The following is a 13353-nucleotide window of genomic DNA, read 5'->3' as shown; positions in this document are numbered from 1 at the left end:
AGTCTATCTGCGCGGGGAGAGTCGCCGCGTTCGCCCAATCACCGATAGACCCCTTCATGTCAAAGATCACATGGCTTCACGTTTTCTTCGTTACCGCGGGGCAAGACGCTTTTTAAGCTGCATATAAGTGCCATAGTGCCGATCCAGATGACGGCGCATGGCCGCTTCTGCCGCGTCTGCATCGCCGGACTCAATCGCCTCGACGATTTCAGTGTGAGCGGCTGTGGCAGCCTGGTCTTCGCCTTGCTGCTGGAGTACATGAGCTCGCCGATCATCCAGCCACTCGGAAAGCGCTACATGGATGGCATCGAAGACCGGGTTTTGACCAATGCTGGCTAGAACACCATGGAAATCGTTATCGGATCGTTTGAACCGCGTTTCGTTTCCAATCGCGTCCTGATTGTCTGCCAGCGCTAATCGTAGCCGTTTTAAATCCTCTTCATTGGCATTACGAGCGGCATAACGTGCCAATGAAATTTCAAACATCGCCCGGGCTTCTTGAAAGTACTGCTGCCCCTCGGGTCTTGAAAGAAGCTGGCGAGTGACCCCCGAAAGCCTGGCCATGACCGCGTCCGCGGTTGGACGAATCACCCTTGCTCGAGTGCCACTATTGATGGCGATCAAACCCAACTGCTGAAGGTAAAAAAGCGCTTCGCGCACCGCGGGCCTGCCCACTCCAAACTGCTCCATCAGCTCGCGTTCCGAGGGAAGCTGATCGTTCTCGCTTAACCGACCCTCGAGAATTTCCGCCTCGAGCTGTTCGGCGACTTGCTCGGATAGCGTTTTACGCTCAATCCGGTATCTACTCATGAAGTCCCATCCAAGGCTGTAAAGTATCGGGTTACTTTACTTTATTTTTTAATCGTTATCCCTTGATCGAGTGGAGAGAGCGGCGCTATGCCGTAACGCTTGGCAATGTCTGCATAGGCAGCCTGGTTTGCAAAATCCAGAGGGATGCCCTCGGCATCACGACGCTTTTGGCAACGCCATTCCCTATCGCCTGGCGCCATGACGTGGTTAGGGGGAGAAGCAGGTTGGCTACGCAGATCAGCCAAATAGTCAGCCAGCTCACGCGCGAAGGTCGCCTCTTCGGCAAACGCGTCAGGCTTCATTGCAAGAAAAAAGTGCCCGACACCTCGAGGTGTTGACTTATCAGGCCCGTTCATCGGTAAAAGCCTGAAGCCATGCTGCATCCCGGAGAGTGTAGAACTCAGTATTTCGACCATGCCGCCAAGACCTGCCCCCTTGAAACCAAAATCACTTCCCCCTAGCGGTAATAGTGAGGTGACCTCACCAGGATCAGTGCTTACCCGACCCTGCGAGTTGGAGGCGACCTGGCTGGGTAATTCACGCCCTATAGCGCCGAACTGCTGCACACGGTTCCAGGGAATCGAGCTTGTTGCCATATCCAATAAATAAGGTGGCGCCTCTGCCACGGGCGCCGCAAACGCGATGGGATTTGTGCCGTGGAATGCGTTCCTGCCCTCATGCAGTTGCACGAACGGGTCGGAGTTGCAAAACGCCATCCCGATATAGCCCTGCTCAGCGGCCGCTAACGCATAGCATCCCGCTGCTCCAAAGTGCGATGAGTTACCGACCGAGACCGCTCCCAGCCCCATGTTGTTCGCCATATCCATCGCATGTTGCATGGCCGTATAACCGGCCAAATGCCCCAGCCCGTCATCAGCGTCCAGAAAACCTGTAGCAGGTAAGCGCTGATGGAACTTCATATTGGGGGCGCCTTTTACCCGCCCGCCCTCGATCACCTGTAAATAATGAGGCAGTAGCCGTAGCCCATGGCTATCGGTCCCCATACGCGAAGCGGTTACCAAAGCGCGAGATACCGCATGGGTGGACGCTTGGTCAGCTCCAACCGCAAAAAGAGCGGCTTGAATAAAACGAGAAAGATCTTCACTCGTGACACAAAAATTCGATGATGTATCGGCCATAATGAATAACTCCGAAATTCAGTAATACACTCGCTAACCAAACCAGGATTGAAACCTACGGTTTAGCGATAGATAAGCGTGGGAAGCCACATGGAGATCGCTGGAATAAACGTCACCAGAAGTAGGCAAAAGACCAGCGGGATCAAAAAGGGTATGGTCCCCCGCATACAGCGCTCGAAACTCACGTTGGACACGCGAGACAGCACATAAAGCACCATTCCGACCGGGGGAGTAAGCAGACCGATCATGAGATTGAGGACCATGATGACGCCAAAATGTACCGGGTCTACGCCTACAGCAACGGCCATCGGGAGCAGTACCGGCACCAAAATCGTAATAGCGGCGATCGTCTCCATGAAACAGCCAACGATGATGAGAACCGCATTCGCCATTAACAGCACGGCAATCTTGCTGTCAGCGAAATTGCCCATCAAAGCGATCACGTTTTGGGTGACCTGATTACTGGTAAGTATCCAGGCAAAAATCGAGGCAGCAGAAACAATGAATAAAATAATCGCGGTCGTTTCAATGGTCTCCATACTGACCTTGAGTAATTTTCGCCACGTCAAGGTACGGTAAACAACGCCACCAAGAATCAGGGCATAGAATACAGCGGCTACGGCCGACTCGGTGGGTGTAAAGGCGCCCGTTATTATGCCGCCCACAATGATGACCGGCGTCATCAACGATAAAAAGGCGCGTTTGAAAGTGTGGCCCAGTACCCGCATGGAGAAGACGGCATCACGCTGATAACCTCGGCGACGCGAGATCACAAATATCATTATCATGAGGACTGCGCCCATCAAGAGCCCAGGAATCAATCCCGCCGCAAATAGTTGACCCACAGAGGCGGAAGCCATAACGCCGTAAATAACCATCGGTAGGCTAGGCGGAATGATCGGGCCAATAGTCGAGGAGGCAGCGGTAATACCGACTGCAAACTCTTCGTCATACCCCGCGTCCTTCATTGCCTTGACTTCGATCATGCCAAGACCCCCGGCATCTGCCACGGCCGCCCCCGACATACCCGAAAAAACGATGCTTGCACCTACGTTTACATGCCCAAGACCACCACGCATCCAGCCCATCAAGGCTTTAGCGAAACTGAAAATTCGCTCCGTGATACCGCCGTTGTTCATCAAACTTCCCGCAAAGATAAAAAACGGAATGGCCAGAAGCGGAAAACTATCAATACCGTTAATCATGCGATGAGCAATAACGATATTGGGTACTTGCCCGGTAATGAGCACGAACATCAAGCAGGCCCCTGCCAGACTAACCGCGATAGGAGCTCCCAGCACCAGTAACGTAAAAAGCGAATAAAACAGGAAAGCCAGGTGATACCCCATGAGCGGTAGAATAATGCACCCTAGAAGCGCCAGGGCTATCAAAAGCGGGGGAAGAAGCGGTTTTTGCCAACGCAAAAGGGAAATTCGAGACATGGAAGGCCTCACGTTAAGAGAAGTTCGAGAGCCGATATCGGTTAGTCAACGCGTCGTTGATTCCGATAATTGATATAGAGTCTCTGAAGAGTACGAATAGCCATCAGTATAAAAGCGACGCAAACCGTGTAATAAATAATACTTTTAGGCAGGTCGACAGATATCATTAAACTATTGGTACGGGATGCCAGTTGATAAGTGATCCACGCCATTGCAATGAAGAACGCCAGGCTCAAAAGACCCATCGCTCTTTCCAATAACCGTGCCAACCACTTTGGCATGTAGTGATAAAAGAACTCCACCATGATATGGCTGCCATTTCGAGCAGCCATCACGCTACCCAGAAAACCAACGCCAATTAGAAAATAACGCGCGATCTCTTCGGTCCAACCTACCGAGTAACCGAGCACGTAACGACTAAAGAACTGGGTAAACACCACAAGAATGAGTACCCAGAATAATAGCAGAGTGGCAAAGTCCTCGATTCGATAATCGCTCAACCTAAAAGGGGTATCATCAAAGGCCGTTTCGAAATCGACCGAGGGGTCCTCGTTGATCGAAACATCTTTTCGCGTATCGTTCATGATAGGCCTCCTGGCAGCCCACCAAACACTGGATGGGCTACCGCTAACGAAAGAGTGTTTTACTGACCGATAGCTTGAAGACGTTCGTAGGTCTCCTCATCCCAAGTCGCGGCGCTTCCAGTATGAGCAGGTAACACGGCTTCCCTGAAGATACTGCGGTCCACCTCGTTGACTGTGTTGCCCTGCTCTTCGAACCAGGCGACCAGTTCTTCTTCGGATTGCAGAATTTCCTGAGTGTTTTGCTCGGCAGCTTCCTGGAAGACCTCTCGAAAGATTTCTCTATCCTCTTCTGATAGCTGAGCCCAGCGTGGGCCACCTACGATGGTGATCAAGGAGTCAAGGATATGGCCGGTTAAATTGATGTACTCCTGAACTTCATAAAAAGCCTTGGCACGGATGGTGGGCAGCGGATTTTCCTGGGCATCGACAACGCCTTGCTGAAGCGCAAGATAGACTTCATCGAACGCAATGGGCGTTGGGTTGGCGTTCAAGGCTCTTGGCATCATCATGTACATGGGCGCATTCGACACGCGGATCTTGAGCCCTTCCATGTCGGCAGGTTCATTGATCGGAAAATTGGACGTGACGTGACGCTCGCCATAGTAGTTGAGGGCCAAGGGAACGTTACCCGTTTGATCCTGATACCCTTGGGCAATCTCTTCGAATAATTCGCTATCGGCGAACTGCTGCCAATGATCGAAATCGCGGAACATATAGGAGGCACCCGCAATTCCGATAGGCCCGTAGGCACGCCCTGCATATTGGGTTCCCGTATAGATGACATCGACCGTACCCAGCTCAAGACCCTCGTTAATATCTTCTTCTTTACCAAGCGAAGACGCCGCATATACCTCCATGGTGTAGCGACCATCGGTACGCTCTTCGATCTCGTCAGCCGCCCAAAGCGCCCATTTGTGAAATGGCTCCGAGGTTTCATAGACGTGGGCGAAGCGCAGGTTCTCGGCGGCCTGGACAATTCCAACGCCACCAATACCTGAGGCGATAAGCACTGCGCTTAATAAACAGGACCTGGAAAACAGAGTTTGACGTTTATTACTCATGATATATTCCTCGTAACCATTGGATTTATTGTTGGTTATCTTCGAGTAAAAATGTTTCGGCATGCCCAATCACGTACCTATATACGTATCATACAAGCATGGCTTAAGCTAACGCTCTACTTTTGGCCGCGCAACCTCAAGATTAAAAACTTTAGTCGCATGTATTAAATATATTTAAAACACTCCATTCAATATCCATTAAAAGCTAAAGAGAGTAGCGATAGTGTGTTAATGGAAAACAATAACGAGTCGATTACCTAAGGCATCAACTGCCCCCCATTAACTTCGATAATTTGTCCCGTCACATAGCCACTTAGCGTATCGGTTCCTAAAAAAACGTAGGCGCCTACACACTCTTGTGCCGTTCCCAGACGCCCCATGGGAATGGAAGCACGAGCAGCGCTCAGGTGCGCTTCATTGGAGTGACGCTCATGAAAATCGGTTGCTATGGTGCCCGGCGCTACGGCATTGACTCGAACGTTATCTCCTGCAAGCTCTTTCGCCATATTGCGTGTCATCGTACTTACAAATCCCTTTGCAGAAGCATAAAGCCCTGCACCACCCCCACCTCCATTGCGCGCCGCGATAGACGTCGTATGAATGATATTGCCCGCGCCCTGGCGGCGAAAATGAGGTAAAGCTGCCTGGCTTGCCATAACCACTGAACGTACGTTGAGGTCCATCACCTGGTTGTACTGCTGGTCGTCCATCGACTCCAGACCTACTCGCCCCAACATATCGCCCGCGTTATTGATTAAAAGATCCAGGCCCCCAAGACGCTTCGCAGCCTCGTCGACAAGCTCCCGCGTTTCGCTGGAGTGACTGACATCAGCCTTGAGCATGAACGCTTGCCCGCCAGCGTCCTGAACCGCCTGCACGACGGACTGAGCCGCCGCCTCACTATTGTGATAGTGAACGGCCACATGGGCACCCAGCGCACCCAATCGCTCTGCAATCGCTGCGCCAATTCCACGGCTTGCTCCGGTAATCAATACACGTTTGCCTTTCCACTCATCCAACATGCACATCTGCTCCTTGTAGTTATTTTCCGAACTCTCGTCTGGTTTTAACGTTATCGGTTATTAGACCCTTATAGTTACATTTAACTATCGACCCTAAATCGCCAGGTACGCTAAAGTAATTCGACACATGGCATACCTGTCATACAATGCAATTAAATAAAAGGATAGGCGATGAGACGTTAATCGCCAGCAAGATTCTGCTCATTTAGACCTATGACTAATAAACAAAGGAGGTATGCGTGCGCCCACTCTCTTCGATCGATGCTCTTCCCAAGGATATGCAGCAAGCCTTACTGGTAGGCCGGGTATGGCTAGATGACGAGCCTGCCGGTCCTGCGCTAGTGACCGTACGCAAGGGCCAGGTCATCGATATCACACAATTCGGGCCTACCATGGCGGATCTATTGGAACGTGATGATGTGCATGAGATCGTGCGCAGCGCACAAGGTCCGAGTATTGGAGCGGTAGAGGACCTCATTGCCAACTCCCAGGCCACGCCGGCGAAAGCGCCCTATATGCTTGCACCCTGCGATGTTCAGGCAATCAAGGCGTGTGGCGTGACCTTTGCCGTCAGCCTTTTGGAAAGAGTCATCGAAGAGCAAGCCGGTGGCGACCCAGCCCGAGCAGAGACGCTACGTGATGAGTTACAAGCACTCATTGGCACGGATCTTTCCAAAATCACTCCGGGCTCGGAAGAGGCCATGGCGCTCAAAACGGCGCTCCAGGCTCGCGGCGGATGGTCCCAATACATGGAGGTAGGCATCGGTCCGGATGCCGAGGTCTTCACGAAGGCTCAACCGCTATCGTCGGTGGGGTTTGGCACTCCCGTAGGCCTACACCCTTCTTCCCAATGGAATAACCCTGAGCCTGAGATCGTTCTAGCGGTCGATAGCCGGGGAAAAGTACGCGGCGCCACCCTGGGCAACGATGTCAATCTGCGCGATGTCGAAGGCCGCAGCGCGTTACTGCTTGGCAAGGCAAAAGACAATAACGCCTCCTGCTCGCTAGGACCCTTCATTCGCTTATTCGATGATCATTTTGATATCGATAGCGTACGTAGCTGCCAGGTGTCACTTCGTATTGAAGGAGACAATGACGGCTTTCTTCTCACGGGCGAAAGCGATATGCGCGAAATCAGCCGGGATCCTCTGGATCTAGTACGACAAACCATTGGCGATCATCACCAATACCCGGATGGCTTCATGCTATTTCTCGGCACCATGTTCTCGCCGATTCAGGATCGCGACGGCAAGGGCAAAGGTTTCACTCACCATCTGGGTGATCGCGTCACCATTACAACCCCAACCCTGGGTGCTCTGATCAATCCGGTAGGCAGAAGTGATCAACTGCCGCCCTGGACCTACGGTATTCGCGAACTGCTGCGCTATTTGGCCCACCGATAGTCCCCCTACCTATATTTCTTGAATACGAATGAGGTAAATACAATGACAACGATCACCAACGTCACCATTCAGGATATTCGCTTTCCGACATCCCGCTCACTGGACGGGTCGGATGCAATGAATGCCGCCCCCGATTACTCTGCCGCTTACGTTATTTTGCATACTGACGACGATACCCCTGAAGGTCACGGTTTAACGTTCACTATCGGGCGGGGTAATGAAATTGTCATCACCGCCCTGCACTCCCTTTCCCCACTGATCGAAGGCCGCACACTCGACTCGATTACCGAGAATATGGGCGTCTTCTGGCGCGAGCTGACCGGTGATAGCCAGCTGCGCTGGATCGGCCCTGACAAAGGCGCGATCCACCTGGCGACCGCTGCTATTGTAAACGCCGTTTGGGACATGTGGGCCAAGCACGAAGGCAAGCCGGTATGGAAGCTGCTGGTGGACATGACACCCGAAAAGCTGGTGCGTTGCCTTGATTTTCGTTTCGTAACCGATGCCCTGACACCGGAGGAAGCTATTTGCCTGCTGCGCCGTCAATCCTCTGGCAAGGAAGCTCGAGAAGCCCAGATGCGCCGCGATGGCTATCCAGGCTATACCACTTCAGCAGGTTGGCTGGGCTACAGCGACGATAAAGTGCGCAGCCTGGCACGCGAGGCACTGGCCGAAGGTTGGACTCACTTCAAGCAAAAAATCGGCGGCGATACCGAGGAAGATGCACGCCGGGCAGCCTTGTTACGTGAAGAGATCGGCTGGGAGAACATACTGATGATGGACGCCAACCAAGTATGGGAGGTGGATGAAACCATCACTAAAATGCGTCGTTTGGCCGAGTTTGATCCGCTCTGGATCGAAGAGCCTACCAGCCCTGATGACATTCTTGGCCATGCCGAAATCCGTCACCGTATTGCCCCCATTGGCGTGGCCACCGGCGAGCATTGCCACAACAAGGTAATGTTCAAGCAGCTCTTCCAGGCGGATGCCCTCGACTACTGCCAACTGGATGCAGCGCGTTTGGGTGGCCTGAACGAAGTGATTCTGGTCACGCTGATGGCCGCCAAGTTCGGCGTTCCGATTTGCCCCCATGGGGGTGGCGTAGGGCTTTGCGAATATACCCAGCATATTTCGCTGTTTGACTACATTGCGGTCTCCGGCAGTCTCGATGGCCGCGTGCTGGAATATGTGGATCACCTTCACGAACACTTCGTTGACCCGGTGAGCATCCATCGCGGCCGTTACCAGGTACCGCAAGCACCAGGGTACAGCATCACCATGCACGAAGAGTCTCGACAGCAGTATCACTTTCCCAACGGCCCGACTTGGCAGGAGGAGCGCTGATGACTGAGTACGATACCTTTCTCGATGAGTTGCAAGAACGCCTGGGCGAACGCGGCCTGTTACGCGGGACACAAGACATGGCGCGCTACACTAGCGACTGGGCGGGCGATACATTGGGGATGCCGCTTGCGGTCGCACGTCCATCCAACACTGACGAAGTCGCCGATATTGTAAAACGATGCTACGAACGCGGGGTCGTGATGACCCCTCAAGGAGGCCACAGCGGCTTGGTAGCCGGCGCCCTGCCCGCTGCAGGCGGCCAGGAGTTGGTCATTAGCCTGGAGCGGATGAATCGCGTGCGCGCTGTCGACCCGATCAATTTCACCGTGACAGTAGAGGCCGGCTGCATTCTGGAAAACGTCAAGCAGGCTGTCGCCGAGCACGACTGCGAATTTCCGCTCTCTCTGGGGGCTCAGGGCAGTTGCCAGATCGGCGGCAACATTGCTACCAACGCAGGCGGGCTCAACGTTCTACGCTACGGCATGATGCGCGAAATGGTACTGGGGCTTGAAGTAGTACTACCCGACGGGCGCGTATGGGAGAGCCTCCACGCGCTGCATAAGGACAACCGGGGTTACGATCTCAAACAGCTGTTTCTGGGTAGCGAGGGCACCCTGGGCATCGTGACAGGGGCAGTTCTCAAGCTCTCACCGCGGCCAAAACAGAGCCGCACCGCGCTACTGGGGCTGCCCTCTGTTCAGGCCGTCGTCGACCTCTACGGATTGGCACGACGCGAATGTTGCGATCTACTGACCGCGTTCGAGCTGATTCCCAGGCGCTGTATCGAGCTTGCCATTGAGGCCACGCCAGAGCTTCGCGACCCCCTCGAGAGCGACTACCCCTGGTACGTGTTAATGGAAATCGCTGCCACCGGCCCCGTGGATTTGAGCATTCTGCTGGAGCAACTTCTGGAAACCGGCATGGCGCGCGAACTGGTGCTGGATGGTGCACTGGCATCAAGCGATACTCAATCAGCACAGCTATGGCAGTTTCGTGAAAGCATGCTGGAAGGCCAGCGCCGACGCGGCGAGCATTTGCGCACCGATGTCTCCGTGCCCATTTCAGCCATTCCCGAGTTCGTCGCTCGCGCAAGCGAGGCGATAATGGCCGCCTCCCCCGAGTGCGACATCATTGCCTACGGGCACGTGGGCGACGGTAATCTGCATTTCAATATTCTGCCCCCTGGCACAATGGCGAATAGCGACAAGAAAGCCCACCTTCACGAGCTGGAAGCGCAGCTATTCGAAGTGCTCGATGACTTCCATGGAAGTATCAGCGCTGAACACGGTATCGGCCGTACCAAACGGTCTCCCTATCTGGCACGCCTATCGCCAGATGAAAAAGCGCTATTGGTCGGTATCAAGGCCTTGTTTGACCCAAAGGGATTGATGAACCCCGGGCGGATATTACCTGCAAGTACGTAGTAAGCTGCCCCTTTGATAGCGTCAACAGTTACTGATTAAAACAGGTCAACATGGCCCCACCACGTGCTTCACCTCCAAATAAGCACTCAACCCCCAGGGCCCTAGCTCGCGGCCGATGCCGCTTTGCTTTAAGCCGCCCCAGGCGGTTTCGGGCAGCACCAGCTGCTCGGTGTTGTACCAGATGCTGCCGGCCTTGAGCGCGCGGCCGATGCGTTTGGCGCGCTCGACGTCGCCGCTGATCACCGTGGCCGCGAGTCCAAAGGTGCTGTCGTTGGCCAGTTCGATGGCCTGGGCCTCGCTTGTCACGCTGCGCGCGCAGAGCACGGGCCCGAAGATTTCCTCCTTCCAGAGCCGGCTTGTGGGCGGCACGTCGCGATAGAGCGTAGGCGCGACGAAGTAGCCTTGCTCCGGCAGCGTGTAATGGGTTTTATCGCGCACTACCGCCAGGCCTTCCTGGGCGGCCACATCCAGGTAGGCGTTGACGGCCTCCCGCTGTCGGGCGCTGGTGAGCGGCCCCAGGTCAGTATCTTCCACGCGCGGGTCGCCCAAGGTGAGCGCGTCCATGCGCGTGGCGAGTTCGCCGTAAAGCGCCTCGGCCACGTGTTCGTGCACCAACAGGCGCGAGGTGGCCGAGCAGATCTGCCCGGCGTTGAAATAGATGCCTGCCATCACCCAGTCGGCGGCCTGAGCGGGGTCGGCGTCGTCCATCACCAGAATGGGCGATTTGCCGCCCAGCTCCAGCGAGACGCCGGCGGCGCGTGCGCTGGCCGCCTTCATCACCACCTCGCCCACGCGGTTGCTGCCGGTGAACGAGACCTTGTCCACGTCCGGGTGGCTCGCAAGGGGTGCGCCGATGCCTTCGCCATCACCGTTCAAAAGGTTCAAGACGCCTTCGGGCAGGCCGATGTCCAGGGCGATCTCCGCCAGCGCTTGTTCCGGCAGCGGTACGATTTCCGAAGGTTTCAGCACGGCGGTGCAGCCGGCCGCCAGCGCCGGCGCCAGCTTCCAGGCACTGGTCACCAACGGAAAATTCCAGGGCGTGATCAGCCCGACCACCCCGGCCGGATCAAAATAAGTGCGCGCCTCGACGCCGTCCATTTCGACCGCCACCCGCTCGCCCTGGCGAGTGTCTAGCGCACGGGCTTGCCCGGCGTAGTAGCGGTAACAAGCGATCGCGTCGTCCAGGTCGATGCCGGCTTCCATCAAGGGCTTGCCGTTGTTGGTGGCGCTGAGTTCGATGAGTTCCGCGCGCCGCGCTTGCAGTGCCTCGGCGAAGCCGTCGAGATACGGAGCACGCCCGGCGCCGCCCAGCGCCTGCCAGGCGGGCTGGGCGTTTCGGGCCGCCACCACGGCGGCGTCCACATCCTCGGCTGCCCCTGCCGTTACCTGACCGATCACCTCTTCACGGTAGGGGTTGAATACCTCAAGTAGACGACTGCCAAGCGAAGTCACCCACTGGTTATTGATGAACTGCTGATCGAGCGTCTTCATAAGTATCCTTTACTGGGTGCAGGCGTGATGCCAAGCGGCAGCGTCGATTTCGATGAGTAGCGGGCCGGCAGGGTTGCGCTTAATCAGGGCGTGGGCGAGCGCCTCGGGCGACTCGACCCGGACGCTTGCACAGCCAAACCCGTCGGCCAATGTCAGAAAATCCGGCGCCTGAAGATCCACGCCGAGGCGCGCCACGCCGTGGGCGTCCATGTAGCGGCGAATTTCTTCATAACCGGCGTTGTGCCAGAGCACGATGACGACGGGAATCTGCGCTTCGACGGCGGTGGCGATTTCCGAAAGCGTGAACATCACCCCGCCGTCGCCCACCAGCGCGACTACCGGCAAATCCGGCCGGGCAAGTTGAGCGCCCAGCGCTGCGGGCAGCCCATACCCCAGGGTGCCGTAGCCGGTCGAGGCGTTAAAGTAGCGCCGCGGCGCAGGCTGGCTCACCAGGTGATTGCCGGCGTAGACCGGCGCGGTGGAATCGCCCACCAGCACCGCCTCGGGCAGGTGCTCGGCAAGGGTTTGATAAAGCGGCACGAAATCGCTGAACGCCGGATCATTGGCAAGATCGAGCGCGGCCCATGCGGCGGCGGTTCGCGCTACGCCCCCGCGCTTTAGACGTTCGGGGAAGTGGTCCAAAAGCAGCGCCAGGCTACGCCCGGCATCGCCCACCAGGCCCAGCGAGGTCGCCTGGTTGCGCACGAGCTGCTCCGGGTCCAGGTCGATGCGAATCAGCATGCCATCAAGGCGAAAACCGTCGTCGAACACCACATCAAAATCGGTTTCGCCAAGCTCGGTGCCGACGGCCAGAATCACGTCCGCCTCGACGGCAAGCTTACGCACCGGCGGCAGCGCGGCGTTGGCGCCCAGGTCCAGCGGGTGGTCGCGCCCTAAAAGCCCCTTGGCGTTGATGGTGGTCACCGTCGGCACGTCGAGCCGCTCGACCAACGCGCGGGCCGCATCCGGGGCGGCCACACAGCCGCCCCCCAGCAGCACCAGCGGTTTTTTGGCCGCGTTTAGCAGGCGCGCCGCCTCACCCAGCCCTTCCGGGTCCGGCGCAGCGCGGTAGAGCGTGGGCGGTAGGCCATGTTTTGGGGCCGTCACCGGCGTATCGAACAAGTCGATGGGGATCTCGATATGCACCGGGCCAGGGCGGGCGCCGTTAAAGACGGCGAAAGCGCGGGCGAGTACCTCGGGCAGCGTCGCGGCGTCCATCAGCGTGTGACTAAAGCGCGCCACGCCGCTGACCAGTTGCTGTTGGCTTGGAAGCTCGTGAAGCCGCCCTTGCCCCATTGCCAGGGTATCCCGGCGGTTGACGCTCGAGATCACCAGCATGGGAATGGAGTCCGCCAGGGCCTGGCCCATGGCGGTGGCAATATTGGTCATACCGGGGCCGGTAATGATCAAGCACACGCCGGGCTTGCCGCTCGCCCTGGCGTAACCGTCGGCCATGAAGCCCGCGCCCTGCTCGTGGCGCGGCGTCACGTGCTGTACACCGCTGCCTTCTAAGCCGCGGTAAAGCTCCACCGTGTGTACGCCGGGAATCCCGAAGAGCGACTCGACCCCGTAGGTATCGCGTAAAAGGCGAATCAAAAGCTCGGCGCAGGTCATCGTTTGAAAATCCTTCATG

Annotated in this window: 11 protein-coding genes; 3 read left to right on the top strand and 8 right to left on the bottom strand. The window is 56.4% G+C overall.

Going from position 1 to position 13353, the window contains the following annotated elements:
• Positions 1-90: 90 nt before the first annotated feature.
• The 6 genes from nanR to ACWHXT_RS02340 form a co-directional block, all read right to left on the bottom strand.
• Positions 91-810, bottom strand: a complete 720-nt coding sequence (gene nanR, locus ACWHXT_RS02365; protein ID WP_447957095.1) for a transcriptional regulator NanR — start codon at positions 808-810, stop codon at positions 91-93.
• A gap of 41 nt (positions 811-851) precedes the next feature.
• Entirely contained in the window at positions 852-1949 is a 1098-nt protein-coding gene (locus ACWHXT_RS02360; RefSeq protein ID WP_447957094.1) for an Ldh family oxidoreductase, read from the bottom strand.
• 62 nt (positions 1950-2011) lie between these two features.
• Positions 2012-3391 carry a TRAP transporter large permease gene (locus tag ACWHXT_RS02355; protein WP_447957093.1) on the bottom strand — a complete coding sequence of 460 codons (1380 nt, stop codon included), beginning with the start codon at positions 3389-3391 and terminating at the stop codon, positions 2012-2014.
• Positions 3392-3432: 41 nt separating this feature from the next.
• Positions 3433-3975 (bottom strand): TRAP transporter small permease, encoded by a 543-nt coding sequence (locus ACWHXT_RS02350; RefSeq protein ID WP_447957092.1) that lies wholly within the window; start codon positions 3973-3975, stop codon positions 3433-3435.
• 59 nt (positions 3976-4034) lie between these two features.
• Positions 4035-5036: a sialic acid TRAP transporter substrate-binding protein SiaP gene (locus ACWHXT_RS02345; protein WP_447957091.1), complete on the bottom strand. Its 1002-nt coding sequence runs from the start codon at positions 5034-5036 to the stop codon at positions 4035-4037.
• Positions 5037-5293: 257 nt separating this feature from the next.
• Positions 5294-6058 (bottom strand): SDR family NAD(P)-dependent oxidoreductase, encoded by a 765-nt coding sequence (locus ACWHXT_RS02340; protein ID WP_447957090.1) that lies wholly within the window; start codon positions 6056-6058, stop codon positions 5294-5296.
• Positions 6059-6297: 239 nt separating this feature from the next.
• Here ACWHXT_RS02340 and ACWHXT_RS02335 point away from each other — a divergent pair, with 239 nt between their 5' ends.
• The 3 genes from ACWHXT_RS02335 to ACWHXT_RS02325 are packed head-to-tail and all read left to right on the top strand — an operon-like array spanning position 6298 to position 10229.
• Complete coding sequence (locus ACWHXT_RS02335; RefSeq protein WP_447957089.1) at positions 6298-7461, top strand: fumarylacetoacetate hydrolase family protein; 1164 nt, start codon at positions 6298-6300, stop codon at positions 7459-7461.
• 42 nt (positions 7462-7503) lie between these two features.
• A complete protein-coding gene (locus ACWHXT_RS02330; RefSeq protein WP_447957088.1) occupies positions 7504-8805 on the top strand; it encodes an L-fuconate dehydratase in 1302 nt (433 codons plus the stop codon).
• Positions 8805-10229, top strand: a complete 1425-nt coding sequence (locus ACWHXT_RS02325) for an FAD-binding oxidoreductase (protein ID WP_447957087.1) — start codon at positions 8805-8807, stop codon at positions 10227-10229. The genes ACWHXT_RS02330 and ACWHXT_RS02325 overlap by 1 nt, the downstream gene beginning before the upstream one ends.
• A 45-nt stretch (positions 10230-10274) precedes the next feature.
• Here the strand turns inward: ACWHXT_RS02325 and ACWHXT_RS02320 are convergent, their stop codons facing one another.
• Together ACWHXT_RS02320 and ACWHXT_RS02315 are read right to left on the bottom strand one after the other, a co-directional pair.
• Positions 10275-11720 (bottom strand): aldehyde dehydrogenase family protein, encoded by a 1446-nt coding sequence (locus ACWHXT_RS02320; protein WP_447957086.1) that lies wholly within the window; start codon positions 11718-11720, stop codon positions 10275-10277.
• A 9-nt stretch (positions 11721-11729) separates the two neighbouring features.
• Positions 11730-13352 carry a 5-guanidino-2-oxopentanoate decarboxylase gene (locus tag ACWHXT_RS02315; protein ID WP_447957085.1) on the bottom strand — a complete coding sequence of 541 codons (1623 nt, stop codon included), beginning with the start codon at positions 13350-13352 and terminating at the stop codon, positions 11730-11732.
• Position 13353: the final 1 nt, after the last annotated feature.

The organism is Vreelandella halophytica (genome assembly GCF_968193635.1).
This window is presented reverse-complemented; position numbering and strand designations above follow the sequence as displayed.

What these genes read in the sequence shown, in the direction of transcription:
- ACWHXT_RS02340 (WP_447957090.1), bottom strand. Translation starts at nt 6,058, where the DNA reads ATGTTGGATGAGTGGAAAGGCAAACGTGTATTGATTACCGGAGCAAGC.
- ACWHXT_RS02315 (WP_447957085.1), bottom strand. Translation starts at nt 13,352, where the DNA reads ATGAAGGATTTTCAAACGATGACCTGCGCCGAGCTTTTGATTCGCCTT.
- ACWHXT_RS02350 (WP_447957092.1), bottom strand. Translation starts at nt 3,975, where the DNA reads ATGAACGATACGCGAAAAGATGTTTCGATCAACGAGGACCCCTCGGTC.
- nanR (WP_447957095.1), bottom strand. Translation starts at nt 810, where the DNA reads ATGAGTAGATACCGGATTGAGCGTAAAACGCTATCCGAGCAAGTCGCC.
- ACWHXT_RS02325 (WP_447957087.1), top strand. Translation starts at nt 8,805, where the DNA reads ATGACTGAGTACGATACCTTTCTCGATGAGTTGCAAGAACGCCTGGGC.
- ACWHXT_RS02345 (WP_447957091.1), bottom strand. Translation starts at nt 5,036, where the DNA reads ATGAGTAATAAACGTCAAACTCTGTTTTCCAGGTCCTGTTTATTAAGC.
- ACWHXT_RS02355 (WP_447957093.1), bottom strand. Translation starts at nt 3,391, where the DNA reads ATGTCTCGAATTTCCCTTTTGCGTTGGCAAAAACCGCTTCTTCCCCCG.
- ACWHXT_RS02330 (WP_447957088.1), top strand. Translation starts at nt 7,504, where the DNA reads ATGACAACGATCACCAACGTCACCATTCAGGATATTCGCTTTCCGACA.
- ACWHXT_RS02320 (WP_447957086.1), bottom strand. Translation starts at nt 11,720, where the DNA reads ATGAAGACGCTCGATCAGCAGTTCATCAATAACCAGTGGGTGACTTCG.
- ACWHXT_RS02360 (WP_447957094.1), bottom strand. Translation starts at nt 1,949, where the DNA reads ATGGCCGATACATCATCGAATTTTTGTGTCACGAGTGAAGATCTTTCT.